The 13,465-nt window shown below is 71.4% G+C and carries 14 protein-coding genes and 1 pseudogene; 5 read left to right on the top strand and 10 right to left on the bottom strand.

Annotated elements, in window-relative coordinates; all coding sequences use genetic code 11:
* Positions 1–27: 27 nt before the first annotated feature.
* Positions 28–807, bottom strand: a complete 780-nt coding sequence (locus QI554_RS14295; protein WP_281469968.1) for an exodeoxyribonuclease III — start codon at positions 805–807, stop codon at positions 28–30.
* A 92-nt stretch (positions 808–899) separates the two neighbouring features.
* Here QI554_RS14295 and QI554_RS14290 point away from each other — a divergent pair, with 92 nt between their 5' ends.
* Positions 900–1,250 (top strand): nucleotide pyrophosphohydrolase, encoded by a 351-nt coding sequence (locus QI554_RS14290; RefSeq protein ID WP_281469966.1) that lies wholly within the window; start codon positions 900–902, stop codon positions 1,248–1,250.
* Between the two features lie 17 nt (positions 1,251–1,267).
* Here QI554_RS14290 and QI554_RS14285 read toward each other — a convergent pair whose 3' ends face one another.
* From QI554_RS14285 to QI554_RS14260, 7 genes and pseudogenes are all read right to left on the bottom strand, one after another.
* The gene (locus QI554_RS14285) at positions 1,268–2,002 is read right to left on the bottom strand and encodes a dienelactone hydrolase family protein (protein WP_281469964.1); all 735 of its coding nucleotides are present in this window, start codon (positions 2,000–2,002) and stop codon (positions 1,268–1,270) included.
* A 189-nt stretch (positions 2,003–2,191) separates the two neighbouring features.
* The gene (locus QI554_RS14280) at positions 2,192–2,902 is read right to left on the bottom strand and encodes an ABC transporter ATP-binding protein (protein ID WP_281469962.1); all 711 of its coding nucleotides are present in this window, start codon (positions 2,900–2,902) and stop codon (positions 2,192–2,194) included.
* Entirely contained in the window at positions 2,895–3,143 is a 249-nt protein-coding gene (locus QI554_RS43565) for an ABC transporter ATP-binding protein C-terminal domain-containing protein (protein ID WP_425527974.1), read from the bottom strand. Before QI554_RS43565 ends, QI554_RS14280 begins: the two co-directional genes overlap by 8 nt.
* Positions 3,138–3,665: pseudogene (locus QI554_RS14275) on the bottom strand (ATP-binding cassette domain-containing protein); the annotation flags it as partial. The gene QI554_RS43565 and the pseudogene QI554_RS14275, both read right to left, overlap by 6 nt.
* Positions 3,658–4,809, bottom strand: a complete 1,152-nt coding sequence (locus QI554_RS14270; RefSeq protein ID WP_281469958.1) for a branched-chain amino acid ABC transporter permease — start codon at positions 4,807–4,809, stop codon at positions 3,658–3,660. The gene QI554_RS14270 and the pseudogene QI554_RS14275, both read right to left, overlap by 8 nt.
* Before the next feature lie 53 nt (positions 4,810–4,862).
* Positions 4,863–5,735: a branched-chain amino acid ABC transporter permease gene (locus tag QI554_RS14265; RefSeq protein WP_281469956.1), complete on the bottom strand. Its 873-nt coding sequence runs from the start codon at positions 5,733–5,735 to the stop codon at positions 4,863–4,865.
* 251 nt (positions 5,736–5,986) lie between these two features.
* Positions 5,987–7,249: an ABC transporter substrate-binding protein gene (locus QI554_RS14260; RefSeq protein WP_281469955.1), complete on the bottom strand. Its 1,263-nt coding sequence runs from the start codon at positions 7,247–7,249 to the stop codon at positions 5,987–5,989.
* Positions 7,250–7,628: 379 nt separating this feature from the next.
* On the opposite strand from QI554_RS14260, the gene QI554_RS14255 reads away from it, so the two are divergent.
* The 4 genes from QI554_RS14255 to QI554_RS14240 all read left to right on the top strand — a co-directional run bounded on the left by QI554_RS14255 (position 7,629) and on the right by QI554_RS14240 (position 12,265).
* Positions 7,629–8,276, top strand: coding sequence for a TetR/AcrR family transcriptional regulator (locus QI554_RS14255; RefSeq protein WP_281469954.1), 648 nt, complete (start codon positions 7,629–7,631; stop codon positions 8,274–8,276).
* Between the two features lie 109 nt (positions 8,277–8,385).
* Complete coding sequence (locus tag QI554_RS14250; protein ID WP_281469953.1) at positions 8,386–9,726, top strand: serine hydrolase domain-containing protein; 1,341 nt, start codon at positions 8,386–8,388, stop codon at positions 9,724–9,726.
* Positions 9,727–9,952: 226 nt separating this feature from the next.
* Complete coding sequence (locus QI554_RS14245) at positions 9,953–10,957, top strand: alpha/beta hydrolase family protein (protein ID WP_281469952.1); 1,005 nt, start codon at positions 9,953–9,955, stop codon at positions 10,955–10,957.
* A gap of 132 nt (positions 10,958–11,089) precedes the next feature.
* Entirely contained in the window at positions 11,090–12,265 is a 1,176-nt protein-coding gene (locus tag QI554_RS14240) for an amidohydrolase family protein (RefSeq protein WP_281469951.1), read from the top strand.
* Between the two features lie 63 nt (positions 12,266–12,328).
* Here QI554_RS14240 and QI554_RS14235 read toward each other — a convergent pair whose 3' ends face one another.
* On the bottom strand, positions 12,329–12,703 hold the full coding sequence (locus QI554_RS14235) for a hypothetical protein (protein ID WP_281469949.1): 375 nt from the start codon (positions 12,701–12,703) through the stop codon (positions 12,329–12,331).
* A 135-nt stretch (positions 12,704–12,838) separates the two neighbouring features.
* Positions 12,839–13,450: a CGNR zinc finger domain-containing protein gene (locus QI554_RS14230; RefSeq protein ID WP_281469947.1), complete on the bottom strand. Its 612-nt coding sequence runs from the start codon at positions 13,448–13,450 to the stop codon at positions 12,839–12,841.
* Positions 13,451–13,465: the final 15 nt, after the last annotated feature.

Genomic DNA, 13,465 nt, shown 5'->3' with positions numbered 1-13,465 from the left:
AAACGGCCCCGGGCGTCTTCATGTCTTCTACAGGTCCAGATCCACCACGACGGGGGCGTGGTCCGAAGTCCCCTTGCCCTTCCGCGCCTCGCGGTCGACGTAAGAGTCCGTGACCGCCGCGTTGAACGCCGGGTTGCCGAGCACCAGGTCGATACGCATGCCCTTGTTCTTCGGGAACCCGAGGTCGCGGTAGTCCCAGAAGGTGAACGGCACGTCGTACTTGAGCGCGCGCGGCATGACCTCCGCGAGCCCGGCCTTCTCCAGCTCGGCGAGCGCCGCCCGCTCCTGCGCGCTCACATGCGTGGCGCCCTCGAACAGGCTGATGTCCCACACGTCCTGGTCGGTGGGCGCGACGTTGTAGTCGCCGAGCACCGCGAACGGCCGGTCGGCCGCCGCGTCGGCGACGACCGCCGTGCGCAGCGCCGCGAGCCACTCCAGCTTGTACGCGTAGTGCGCGTGGGCGACCTCGCGGCCGTTCGGCACGTACACCGACCACACCCGCACCGGGCCGCACGTGGCACTGATCGCGCGCGTCTCCTGGACGCCCTCGTAGTCGGGGCCGGCGTCCAGCCCGCGGACGACGTCGTCGATGCCGACCTTGGACAGGATCGCCACGCCGTTCCAGCGCCCGTCACCGTGCGCGGCGACCTCGTACCCGAGCTCCTGCACGGCCTCGAACGGGAACGCGTCGGCGGCGCACTTGAGCTCCTGCAGGCACACCACATCGGGCGCGGCGCCTTCCAGCCACTGCAGCAGACGCGGCAGCCTGGCCCCGACGGAGTTGATGTTCCAGGTGGCGACCCTCATGCGACCGTGACCGACCTTCCATGTGCGTACGTCCGACCCACCCATTCTCCCCCGCCGGACCGACACCGCCGGGTGACGGCACACTGGTCGCCATGACATCTCCCGCCCCGGACCCGATCCGAGAGCTCACCCTGGCGCTGCGCCGGTTCACCGAGGAGCGCGGCTGGCAGCCGTACCACTCGCCGAAGAACCTGGTCATGGCCCTGAGCGTCGAGGCCTCCGAGCTGGTGGAGATCTTCCAATGGCTCACCCCCGACCAGGCCGCCGACGTCATGGCCAACCCCGACGTCGCCGAACACGTCCGCGAAGAGGTCGCCGACGTCTTCGCCTACCTCCTCGGCGTCTGCGACACCCTCGACATCGACCTCGCCCAAGCCCTCCGCGACAAAATCATCAAGAACGCCACCAAACACCCCGCCCCTCAGCCCCCACCGGAGAACTGACCCACGGGCGGCGCCCGCTAGCTGCCGGACAGGGTGCGGTCGAGCAGCGGAATCAGGCTGTCCCAGTGGCGCCGCAGTCCGGCGGGGTCGAAGGCGTCGGTGTCGGACATGGTGAAGCCGTGGACCGTGCCGGGGTAGATCTCCGAGGTGTAGTCGAGCTTCGCGGCGTCCAAGGCTCGGTTGAGCTCGCCCAAGGCCTCGGGTGTCAGGTCGCTTGCGGCGTGGCCGAAGTGGACCTCGGCCGTGATCGCTTTGAAGGCCTCGGGCCCGTCCGCACCCACGGGAGCGTGGAACGCGGCGACAGCGGCCACCTGATCCGGATAGGCCGCGGCGGTACGCGTGGCCAGCAGACCGCCGATGCAGTAGCCCGTCACCGCGATCGGCCCGGCGGCGACCTCGGGTCGGCCGGCGAGGAACCTGAGGTAAGCGTCGGCATCACTCACGATGCGTTCGACGGTGTGCGCCTGAATCAACGGCATCACCTTGGCCAAGAGCTTGGGACGGACGTCGTCTCCGACATGCGCGGGAAGTTCGATCAACGGGGCCGGGCCGTGCCGGTAGAACACGTTGGGGACGAGTACGTAGTACCCGTGCCCGGCCAGCTCGAGGGCCAACTCCCGCACTACGGGACGGATACCGAAGCCGTCCGCGTACATGAGCACCCCGGGGTGCCGTTCGCCGTGGTCGGGAAAAGCCGCGAAGCCGTCGGCGTGGCCGTCCGCGGTGGGAATCTGCAGCGTGGTGATGGGCATGAACGCTCCTGTCGTGGTTTCCCCGGCAGATCCTCGGGGTGGGTAGGCGAACACGTCTGGGAGGAGGTTCGCAGACGTGTTCGCCTACCTGGCGGGGGCCCGGCGGCGGCTCGGCATCGGACGAGGACGCCGCCGGGCCTCCTGGCCTGTCAGTCGCCCCCCAGCGACTGGACGGGCCCCTCGGTCTTCCTAGGCGTGCGCCGCATCACGTGTTCCCAGGAAGGAAGCGAGCAGGGATTCGCGGTCGCCGAGTTCGGCGGCGGTTCCGGCGAGGGCCAGGCGGCCGGCGGTCAGGACGTAGCCGCGGCTGCACAGGCGGAGGGCCTCTACGGTGTTCTGTTCGACGACGAGGACCGGTACGTCGGCGGCGATCTGCGCGAGGGCGTCGTACACCGCGCGGACGATGACGGGTGCGAGCCCGAGGGAGGGTTCGTCGAGGAGCAGCATGCGTGGGGCGGACACCAGGGCACGCCCGATCGCGACCATCTGTTGTTCGCCGCCGGAGAGTGCGTATCCGGCTCGGTCGCGGAGCGGCACGAGGGCGGGCAGCAGGCTGTAGACGTCGTCCTCGGTCCAGCCGTGCCGGCCCGCCGCGGCGATGCGGCCCATGAGCAGGTTCTCGTGCACGCTCAGGGTCGGGAACACCCGCCGCCCCTCGGGGACGTGGATGAGCCCGCGCCGCGCGATCGCCGCCGGGTCGTGCCCGGTGATGTCCGTCCCGTCGAACCGCACGGTGCCGCGCACCGGCACGAGCCCCGAAATCGCGTGCAGCGTCGAGGTCTTGCCGGCGCCGTTGGGCCCGAGGAGGGCGACGGCCTCGCCGGCGGAGACGCTCAGGTCGAGGCCGCTTACGGCGCGCGTGGTGCCGTAGTCGACGGTGAGTCCGGTGAGTTCAAGCATCCTGGGCCGTCCCCAAGTAGGCGTCCATCACGCGGCGGTCCTTCCATACCTGGGCCGGCGTGCCTTCGGCGACGACGCGGCCGGTTTCCAGCACGGTGATGCGGTCGCACAGCGCGTCGATGAAGTCGATCTTGTGGTCGATCACCAGGAGCGCGACGCCGTCGGCGGCGACCGAGCGGAGCAGGACGAGCAGGGCGTGCGTCTCCTGGTCGTTCAGTCCCGCACTGGGCTCGTCGAGCATCAGTACGCGCGGGCCGGCGGCGATGCCGCGGGCGATGTCCAGGAGTCGCTGTTCGCCGTACGTCAGAAAGGCCGCCGACACCTGCGCCTTCGCGGCGAGCCCCACCCGGTCGAGGGCGGCGGACGCCGAGGCCCAGCGGGCCCGTTCGACCCGCAGCATGCGCGGCCGCAGCAGCCAGGCCCCGGTGAGCCCGCGGGCCCGTCGGTCCGGGGTCGCGACGAGCACGTTCTCCTGGCAGGTGAGCGCGCGGTAGGGCTGCGGCTGTTGGAACATCCGCACCAGCCCTGCGCGGCGCGGCCGTTCGGGCGCCCCCAGCCGGACGCGGCGCCTGTCGACCATGAGCACCCCGTGTGCGGGGACGACGCCCGTGAGCGCGTTGAGCAGCGTGGTCTTGCCGCTGCCGTTGGGCCCGATGACGCCGACGACCTGGCCTTCGCCGACGGCGACCGAGACCTCGTCGACCGCCTTGACGCCGCCGAACGCGACGCTGACGCCGTGGGCTTCGAGGACGTGTTCAGGCATCTCCGCCGCCTTCCGCGGGTTCGCGCCGCCGCCGCACCAACGCCCGGGCCCTGCCGCCGAGTCCGATGAGTCCGTCCGGGCAGACCATGATCATCACCAGCAGCAGCGCGCCGTAGACCACGCCCTTGTACTCGTCGAGGTCCGCGAGGAGCTTGGGCGCCCACACGTAGAACCCGGCGCCGAGCACCGGCCCCCACAGTGATCCGGCGCCGCCGAGGATGACCATCAGGAAGATCCCGATGCCGAGGTCGAGGCCGAAGTCGTCGACGGCGACGAAGCCGCGCCAGTCGCCGAGCAGCGCGCCGGAGATCCCGGCCGCGGTGGAGCCGAGCACGTAGAGCGTCAGGTGTACGCGCCGCACGGGCACGCCGGCGGTTCGCGCGACCGTCTCGCCGTCCCGTGCCGCGACCGCCTCGCGCCCCAGCGGTGAACGTTCCAGGAACACCCCGAGCAGGAGGACCAGGGTCAGGACGCCGAGGAACAGCCAGAACACCGACCGGTCGGAGTCGAAGGTGTGCCCGAACAACGACGCGTACGGCAGCCCCGTGACCTGCCCGTTCACCCCGGTGAAGTCACTCGTCCGACTGAAGACCACGACCCCGACCTGCGAGACCGCGAGGGTCCCGATCGCGAACGCGAAGTGCTGGGCCCGGGCGAGCGCCAGCCCGATCACCGCGGCGGCGATCGCGGCCGCCGCGGCGCCGATCAGCGTGCTCTGCCAGAACGCACGCCCGTGCCCGGTCGCGTACGCCGAGCTGTACGCCCCGACCGCCATCATCGTGGTCTGGCAGAACGCGAACCGCCCGCCGAGTCCGAAGATCCAGTAGAACCCGACGCCCGCGATCGAGTACGCGAGCCACAGGTCGAGCAGGTTCGACCCTTCCGCCGAAGTGACCACGCGCGGGGCGGTCAAGGCGGTCACGGCGACGAACACCGCGACGGCCAGGTACTGGTGGCGCCGGTACGCGGGTGGCCGGTCGCCGTGCCGCGCGCCCGCCCCGATCCGCGCGCGGACACCGTCGAACGCGGCGGTCAGCGCGTCGGAGCGCGGCGAGGACCCCGATGAGGCCGTCTTCCTCAGGGCGGAGTCGGCCACCGGCGGCGAAGAAGCAGGCGGCGCTGCGGCGTTGTCGGTCTCGGTCATGCGCGGGCCGTCCTTGGGGCTCACGGCGGGTTCAGAAGCCGAAGGGTGCGGGTTCACAGGCGGGAGGCGGGGGTCGCGACGATGCCTTGCGGCCGGATCACGATCACGAGGAACAGTGCGGCGTACGGCAGCGCCCCGGCGTAGTCGCGCAGCCAGTAGCCGCCCACGAGTTGCTGGATCAGGCCGACGCCGAGGCAGCCGACGACCGCGCCGCGCAGGCTGCCGAAGCCGCCCGCGACGGCCGCCGCCATGCCGCCGAGCATGATCGCGAACCCGAAGTTGAGGTCGAGCACGGTCAGCGGCGCGACCAGGATCCCGGCGAGCGCGGCGAGCGCCCCGGACAGCGCCCAGGCGATCATCGACACACGCCGCACGCGTACGCCGCACAGCCGGGCGGCGTCGGGGTCGGCGGCGAGCGCGCGGACCTGGCGGCCGAACGACGTGTAGCGGAAGACGTACATGAGCAGCGCGACCACGACGGCGGTGACGCCGACGATGAGCACCCGCTGCCACGCGATCGCGGCACCCGCGACGTGCCACGCGCCGTCGCCGACCGGGCTGGGCAGCCGCCGTGGTTCGCTGCCCTGCCAGATGCCGATCGAGGCGCGGATGACGAGGGCGGCGGCGAGGGTCGCGACGACGACGGTCATCTGCGGACGTTTGCGCAGCGGCGCGTACGCGACGCGTTCCAGGACGACGCCGACGCCGGCCAGCAGCACGATCGCCAGCAGCGAGCCGGGCACCACCGGCAGCCCGAGGTCGTCGATCGCCCACCAGGCCAGGAAGCCGCCGAGGGTGAGCAGGTCGCCGTGCGCGAAGTTGACCACGCCGGTGGCCTTGTAGAGCAGCAGGAAGCCGAGCGCGGCCAGGGTGAGCACGGCGGCGTACGCGAGCGCGCCGGCCAGCAGGGCGAGGAACGTGGCCATGGGTACCGCCGGTTCTGGTCGGTCGGGACGGAGCGGTCGGACGAGCACGAACCGCCGGACAACACAGGCGAACTGCGAGAACACTCGGAGGCGTTCGCCGTCGAGAGCGCGCCGGTGGAGCGGGTGGCGGCGTACCCGCTGAGTGGGCCGCCAGGGGACGACCCGATACGCCGCCACCCTGCCTGGGAAGGCCGGATCGCGCGTCCGGGAACGGGAACGGCTCGTTCCCGGACGCGCGGGCGAGCGTGAGGTCAGCTCGACCCCTTCGCCAACTCCGGGATCTTGTAGGTGTCTTCGACGGTTGCCACGCCGTTCGCGTCGTACTTCAGCGCGATCTGCTGGTGCGCGAGGACGTGCGACGGGTCGGCCTTGTACTCGGGCTGGCAGGCGCCTTCGGTCCAGGACAGCTGCTCGAGCGCGGCCTTGATCTTGGCGTGGTCGGTGGTGGTGCCGGCCTTCTTCATCGCCTCGGCCTGCAGCCAGACCGCGTCGTGCGCGGCGGCGGCGAGCGGCGGGGCGTCGGTCTTGTACTTCGCCTTGTAGGCGTCGTTGAAGGCCTTGGTGGAGGGCCGCTGGTCGGTGGACGGCAGGCACGCGAGCACGGCGTGCAGGTTCTCCACCTCCTTGCCCTTGGCCAGGCCGTAGTTGACGACGACGGGCGTCGAACCGCCGCCGACCACAGGCGTGGTGATGTTGTTCTGCGCCATCTGCTTCAGCTGCGCGGCAAGGGTGTTCGGGTACGACCACGAGACGACGGCGGTGCTGTCCTTGAGCGCGAGGACCGCTTCGGTGAGGTCGGTCTGCGCGACCGGGACGAGGCGGGTGGCGCCGACGGTGACCGGGGTGCCTTCGGCGGCCCTCTTGGTGCGGTCGGTGCCGTCACGTCCGTAGCCGAGGTCGTTGCCGAGGACGCCGAGCTTGGTCCAGCCGTTCTTCTGCGCGAGGGCGACCATGTTCTTCGCGGTGGCGCCGTCGTACGGGTTCGTGGTGAACATCCACTCGCTGCCGTTCTTGGCGCCGTACAGCAGCGTGATGTCGTTGTTGACGTTGACGATCGGGATGCGCGCGGCGTCGATGTCGCGCTGCAGCCCCTCCGCCTCGGTGCCGCCGGGGAAGCCGACCATGCCGCTGGGGTCCTTGTCCTTGGCGGCGAGGAAGGCGCTGCGCGCCGAGGTCGGGTTCAGGCCGCTGGGGACGCGTTCGAACTGCAGCGGCTTGCCGAGGACGCCGCCCTTGGCGTTGATCTCGTCGACCGCGACCAGGGCGCCGTTCTGGTAGTCGTCGATCGCGTTGGGGTCCTCGCCCTTGACCTGCCACAGCCCGATGATCTTGGCGGCCGGAACGTCGGCCCCGCCGGACGAACCCGCGGACGAAGGCGCGGACTTGCCCTTGTCGGACTTGTCGTCGTCACCGCAGGCCGCGGCGCTCAGGACGAGTACGCCGACGGCGGCGCCCGCGGCGAGGCGGCGCAGCGCGCGGCCTCTGGGAGGCGAGGAGCTGTTGGAGCGGTCCATGTGGGAGCAACGCCTTTCGCGTCCGCTCCCCGGCCGGCCATCCCCCACGGATGGTGCGCGACAACGTAGGGCACGAGTCGATGTCGCACAAGCCTTGACAGCGAAGCCCGTTCGGGTCGACAGTTCAGGTGCATCAAACAAGCGTTAGGTAGCCAACAAACGCTCGTTAGGTTCTCGCCCGGACAGCACACCAGCACTCCCCGGGCGGCCTCCCCCACGCGTCACGCCCGGTCGTTCGGCGGCAACGCGCCGCCGGCGGCGTCGAACGGAAGACGGAAGGCGGTGCGCCACTGCGGCGGAACCACGACCTCCGGAAAATCCCCGGCCTGCGGTTAGGCTGCGCTCTACCTCACCGGCCGGAGCAGGAAGACACGGACTGATGGCACGCAGGAAGACGGCGCCGGAGGCGCCCGCGCGACGGGAACTGATCCTCGCCCAGGCTGCCGCGCTGTTCGCCCGCAAGGGCGTGGCCGCGACGACCGTCCGGGAGATCGCCGACGCGGTCGACATCCAGGCCGGCAGCCTCTACCACTGGTTCGAGTCCAAAGAGGAGATGGTCGACGAGATCCTGCGCGGAGCCATGGAGGACCTCGACACCTGGAACCACGAGGCGGTGGCGGCGGATCCCGCGCCGCTGGAGCGGCTGCGCGGACTCGTGCACGCGGCGTTCCGCCTCATCGAGACCCACCCGGACGCGTGCACCGTGTACCTGCGGGACTACGCGTACCTGGCGACGCTCCCGCGCTTCCAGCACCTGAACGTCTCGAGCATGGCGGCCCGCGACCTGTGGATCGACACGCTCGAAGCGGGCATGGCGTCCGGCGACTTCCGCGCCGACCTGACGCCCGACCTGGCCTACCGGTACCTGACCTACCCGCTGTGGCTGTCCGTCGGATGGCACCAGACCAGCGGCTACACGCTCGCCGAACTCGAGGAGCAGTTCCTCGGCCTCGTCCTCGACGGGGTGAGCCCGCGCACGGCGCCGACGAAGAACGGCCGGCGTGCCCGGAAGGACACCAAGGGCTGAGGCCTCCCGCACCGCCGGGGAGGGCTCCACCCGGCAGTGCTCCAGCGGGTACGAGCGGCGCGAACGCACCACGCACCACGTACCAGCACCTCACGAACGGAGCCCACCTGTGGAAGACGCGACCGTGCAGGGTCACGCCGCACCGGAATTCGCCGCCGTGGAGCGGGAGTTCCGTACGCACTTCGCCGAACGCGGCGAGGTCGGCGCGGCGCTGGCGGTCCAGGTCCGCGGCCTGCCGGTCGTCGACCTGTGGGGCGGGCTCGCCGACCCGGAGACGGGGCGGCCGTGGGAGCACGACACCGTCCAGGTGGTGTGGTCCGCCACCAAGGGGCTGGTCGCCACCTGCCTCGCGATGCTCGCGGACCGCGGCCGACTGGACTACGCGAGCCCGGTCTGCCGTTACTGGCCGGAGTTCGCCGCTGCCGGAAAGCAGCGCGTGACGGTCGGGGAACTGCTGTCGCACCAAGCCGGACTGCCGTTCCTCGACGAACCGATCCCGTTGTCCACCGTCGCCGTTCCGGACGCCTTGTCCGATCTTCTGGCCGCGCAGCGACCGCACTGGGAACCGGGCACCGCGCACGGGTACCACGCGGTCACGTGGGGGTTCTACGCGGCCGAGCTGCTGCGCCGGATCGACGGGCGCACGGTAGGGGCGTTTCTGAACGACGAGGTAGCGGGACCGCTGGGGGTGCGGGCGTACATCGGTACGCCGCGCGAGGTCGCGGCGACGGTCGCGACGCTCGTCCCCGCACCACCGGCCGTTCCGGCCATGGGGGAAGCCGGAACGACAACCGCCGGAACCGGGGCACGTCCGGGGGGAAGCCCGGATCCGGCGGGCTCGGGGGGAACACAGGGGGGAACGGGGGGAAGAGGGGGCGTGGCGGACCGGGGGGCCGCCACGCCTTCCGGCACGCCCGCTTCCGACACGTCCGACACGTCCGACACATCGGCTTCCGGCGCACCCGCGTGGGACCCCGACTCCGACATGATGCGCGCGATGCTGACGCTGCCCGAACTGGCGCTGCCGGGCGCCGACCACGACCCGGACGTGCTGGCGCTGGAGATCCCGTCGGGGTGCGGGGTCACGAACGCGCGGGCCCTGGCGCGGGTGTACGCCGCGCTGGCCGCCGGCGGCACGCTTGACGGCGTCCGCCTGATGGCACCCGACTCGGTCAAGGCCGCCACCACCACGGCGGTGGAAGGGCAGGACCGCATCCTGGGCGAACTGACCGCGTTCGCCCAGGGGTTCATGAAACCTTCGACGTCGTTCTTCCAGGTCTCGGGGAATCCCGAGGCCTTCGGCCACCCGGGCAGCGGCGGCACGCTGGCGTTCGCCGACCCGGCGTGCGGCCTGTCGTTCGCCTATGTGACCAACGGCCAGACGCTGTCGCACACCGACTGGCGCGCGCTGTCGCTCGTCGACGCCGTGTACCGGGTGCTGGCGGCATGACCCGCTGACGCTCCCCGCTCGTCCGTTCCGCACCACCCAGAGACTCCCGGCCAGGGCCGGCTCCTCCTCCACGCCACCGAGGACGGGGCTCCGGGCCGGGTGGCCGGGGCCCGGTCGGCGACGGAACCGGAACCCTCCCCCTCGATTCCGGTTCCTCTCCCCCGCCGGCCGGGCGCCCGGATCGCAAGGTACGTCCACCCGATCCCCCTTTGGAGGGCGACGCACCATGGCCAGATCCCCCCAGCGGTCGAAGCGGCCGCGCGGTACCACCGGTTCGTTCCTCGTCGCGCTGCTCGCGGTGTTCGCGCTGCTGTTCGGCGCGGCGCCGGCGCACGCGGTGACGCCCGTGCCGCCGACCCAGCCCGGCCCGTACCACGTGGGCACCTACGAGTTCCTCTACTGGACCGGCGGACCCGGCTTCCAGAACGCCCGCGTGTCCTACCCGGCGACGTCCGACGGCTGGCTCAAGCCGGCGGACAAGACCGAGGGCAAGTACCCGGTCGTCGTGCTCGCCCCGGCCTCGTGGGTCGGGTTCGACTACTTCGACTGGATCATCGGGTACCTGACCTCGCACGGCTACATCGTGCTCAGCTACTACCCGCCGAACATCCTGTCCACCGACCCGTACATGCACGTCACCAACATCAAGGCGGGCATCTCGCGGGTCATCAGCGACAACTCGGCGTTCGGCAGCCCGATCAAGGGCATCGTCGACACCACCAAGGTCGCGGCGGCGGGCGCTTCGCTCGGCGGCGCGGGCGCGCTCGCGGCTGCTGCGCAGGACAGCCGCATCGACGCCGTGGTCGCCCTGACGCCGGGCTACGACCCGGCCGACCTCGACACGTACAACCGGGTCGAGGCGGACACCCGCAACATCCACGTGCCGACGCTGATCGAGAGCGGCCAGAACGACTGCATCTCGCCTGGAGCCGGCAAGCGCTACTACAACGACGTTCCCGGCGCGTTCAAGGAGTACGTCGAGATCGCCGGCGCCAACCACGTGCAGTTCCTGGACGAGCAGGGGACGCAGATCGCGATCCCCGGCGTCCCGCAGGACTGCACGCCCGGGGTGTCGTACGACTCGCAGCACGCCACGGGCGACGTCTACGCGACCGCGTTCCTCGAGTACTACCTCAAGGGGCGCACGCAGTTCGGCACCTATCTGTTCGGCGCGCACGCGCAGGCCGACCGCGCCGCCGGCGTGCTGTCGGACCTGATGGTCACTCAGTAACCGTCGGACGACCGGGTCCTGGGGCGTGCGGCGGCGCGCCCCAGGACCACTGCGGAAGCCCGGCGGGGCCCGCACAAAAAGACAGACACCCTTACCTTGTTTCGTCCCGCGCTTCGCCGCACAATGACGCGCATGAGCATCATCTTTGACGCAGACAACCATTACTACGAGGCGCTGGACGCGTTCACCCGCCACCTCGACCCGCGCCTGGGCGACCGCGTCATCCAGTGGTGCGAGATCAACGGCCGCAAGTACCACGTCATCGGCGGCAAGGTGAACCACGCCGTGGTGAACCCCACCTTCGACCCGATCGCGAAGGCCGGCGCCATGGCCGAGTACTTCCGCGGCAACCCCGAAGGCCGCAACCCGCTGGAGTTCCTGCGCGAACGCGAGCCGATCCGCCCCGAGTACCGCGACCCGGCCGCGCGCGTCCAGGCGATGGACGCCCAAGGCCTCGACAAGGTCTGGCTGTTCCCGACCCTCGGCATGATCTACGAGGACGCCCTCAAGCACGACCCGTTCGCCGTCGGACAGCTGTTCCGCGCCTTCAACCGGTGGCTGGAAGAGGACTGGGGCTGGAACCACCAGGACCGCATCTTCGCCGCCCCCTACATCGCCCTCGCCGACCTCGACACGGCGCTCGCCGACCTCGACCGCGCGCTGGAGAACGGCGCCCGCGTGGTCTGCATGCGCCCGGCGGCGCCGACCACCGCCGACGGCCCGTTCACCCCCGGCGACCCCGTCTTCGACCCCTTCTGGGCCCGCGTCAACGAGGCGGGCGTGCCGGTCGTCGTGCACGCCGGCGACAGCGGCTACTCAGCCAACGGCTACAGCCGCAAGCAGGGCCTTTCCACGGACTTCAAGGGCCACGGCAAGCCGTCCGTCACCATGCTGTGGACGATGGAACGGCCGATCTACGACTTCCTCGCGTCGCTCGTCCTCGACCGGGTCTTCCACCGCTTCCCCAACGTGCGGGTGGTGTCCGTCGAGAACGGCTCGGAGTTCCTCGGCGACCTGTTCCGCAAGCTGCGCTCGGTCAACCGCAAGGTCCCCGGCCTGTTCCCCGAGGACCCGGTGGAGACCTTCCGCCGGCACATCTGGATCAACCCGTTCTGGGAGGACGACGTCCACGAGACCGTCGAGCTCATGGGCGCCGACCGCGTCGTCTTCGGCTCCGACTGGCCGCACATCGAGGCCCTGCCCAACCCGCTCGACTACGAGACCGAGGTCAAGGACTTCGACCCCGAAACCCGCGCCAAGATCATGGGCGCCAACACCGAGGAACTGAACACCCCGCGCCCCGCATAAGGGGTGACCGCACGCCCACGGGGAACAGGACCGGAGCGGGGACCGCTCCGGTCCGATCCGTGTTCAGGCGCGCTTGACGGTCACTCCGCCGAGGAGGCCGTAGGCCTTGACGACGACCGTCGGGGCGTCCGCGGGGAGTTCGGCGACGTCTTCGATGTCGCGGCCGCCGAGGAGGGTGAGGCCGCGGACGTCGACGCGGACGTTGTACGGGGCCGTGACGGACACGCCGCCCACGAGCGAGAATTTGGTGAGCACGAACTCGGGCTCGGCGAACCGGGCTTCGGTGAGGTCGAGGGACACGCCGCCGACGAGCGTCACCGACTTCATCTTGGCCGGGACCTCCCACGGGCCCTTGCGCTTCACCCCGCCGAGCGGGCTGACCCACCAGGACGTACGACCGGACGACGGCTTGGCGGAGGCACCGGATGCGTTGCTCATGCGCAGACAGTAGGGCCGCGGGGCACGCGAGGCCCAGGCCGGGTGCGGGACTTTTGCCTGTGCGTTGCCGAGGCGGCCCGGGGATGCGGACGACGTGCCGCGGCAGTGGCGGTGGCGGTGGCGGTCGGAGCGGAACTAGCCCTTGTGCCGCTCGTGGTAGCGGGCGACGCGCGCGCGGTTGCCGCAGCCCGGGGAGCACCAGCCCCGGCGGGGGTGGTTGCGGACGTAGAAGAGGACGCAGCCGGGGCCCTCGCAGGCGCGCAGTGCCGCCGCCTGGGGGCCGCCGAAGACGTCGATGGCGGAGGCGGCCAGGGCGGCGAGCGCGGCGTGGGGGTGCGGGTCGGCGACCTCGACGGCGGTGAGGCGGCCGTCGGCGTCGAGCACCAGGCGAGGGACGCGCGGGGCCGCGGCGGCGGCCGTGTTGACGGTCGCGAGCGCGTCGGCGTCCGGCGCCGTGCCGGTCACGACGGCCTGCTCGACGGTGCGGATGGCGTCGCGCAGCGCCGTCCAGCGCGGGAGGTCCTCGGCGCGCAGGCCGGCCAGCGCGGCGTCGGCCACGCCCTCCGGGAAGCGGCCGCCGTGCTCGACGAGCCAGGCGGCCAGCGTCTCGGGGGTCGCGAGCGCGTCGTGCAGGCCGCCGCGGGTGCCGCGCACGGCGTGCCATGTGTTGCCGTATTCGACGGCGAGCGGTTCGCCCAGTGCCGGGGCGCCGCTGCCGGTCGCTGCGGGGGTGATCGTCACAGTCACGTTCTAATGCTATCT

The sequence above is a fragment of the Yinghuangia seranimata genome, assembly GCF_029953285.1.
Taxonomy (GTDB): domain Bacteria; phylum Actinomycetota; class Actinomycetes; order Streptomycetales; family Streptomycetaceae; genus Yinghuangia; species Yinghuangia seranimata.
Note: the sequence above shows the minus strand (reverse complement) of the source record. Positions and strands in the feature narration are given on the sequence as shown.

Excerpts from the sequence above, each read along its gene's own strand:
- QI554_RS43565 (WP_425527974.1), bottom strand. The coding sequence starts at position 3,143 with ATGCTCGACGAGCCCAGTGCGGGACTGAACGACCAGGAGACGCACGCC.
- QI554_RS14270 (WP_281469958.1), bottom strand. The coding sequence starts at position 4,809 with ATGACCGAGACCGACAACGCCGCAGCGCCGCCTGCTTCTTCGCCGCCG.
- QI554_RS14265 (WP_281469956.1), bottom strand. The coding sequence starts at position 5,735 with ATGGCCACGTTCCTCGCCCTGCTGGCCGGCGCGCTCGCGTACGCCGCC.
- QI554_RS14235 (WP_281469949.1), bottom strand. The coding sequence starts at position 12,703 with ATGAGCAACGCATCCGGTGCCTCCGCCAAGCCGTCGTCCGGTCGTACG.
- QI554_RS14295 (WP_281469968.1), bottom strand. The coding sequence starts at position 807 with ATGAGGGTCGCCACCTGGAACATCAACTCCGTCGGGGCCAGGCTGCCG.
- QI554_RS14245 (WP_281469952.1), top strand. The coding sequence starts at position 9,953 with ATGGCCAGATCCCCCCAGCGGTCGAAGCGGCCGCGCGGTACCACCGGT.
- QI554_RS14255 (WP_281469954.1), top strand. The coding sequence starts at position 7,629 with ATGGCACGCAGGAAGACGGCGCCGGAGGCGCCCGCGCGACGGGAACTG.
- QI554_RS14260 (WP_281469955.1), bottom strand. The coding sequence starts at position 7,249 with ATGGACCGCTCCAACAGCTCCTCGCCTCCCAGAGGCCGCGCGCTGCGC.
- QI554_RS14290 (WP_281469966.1), top strand. The coding sequence starts at position 900 with ATGACATCTCCCGCCCCGGACCCGATCCGAGAGCTCACCCTGGCGCTG.
- QI554_RS14285 (WP_281469964.1), bottom strand. The coding sequence starts at position 2,002 with ATGCCCATCACCACGCTGCAGATTCCCACCGCGGACGGCCACGCCGAC.
- QI554_RS14280 (WP_281469962.1), bottom strand. The coding sequence starts at position 2,902 with ATGCTTGAACTCACCGGACTCACCGTCGACTACGGCACCACGCGCGCC.
- QI554_RS14240 (WP_281469951.1), top strand. The coding sequence starts at position 11,090 with ATGAGCATCATCTTTGACGCAGACAACCATTACTACGAGGCGCTGGAC.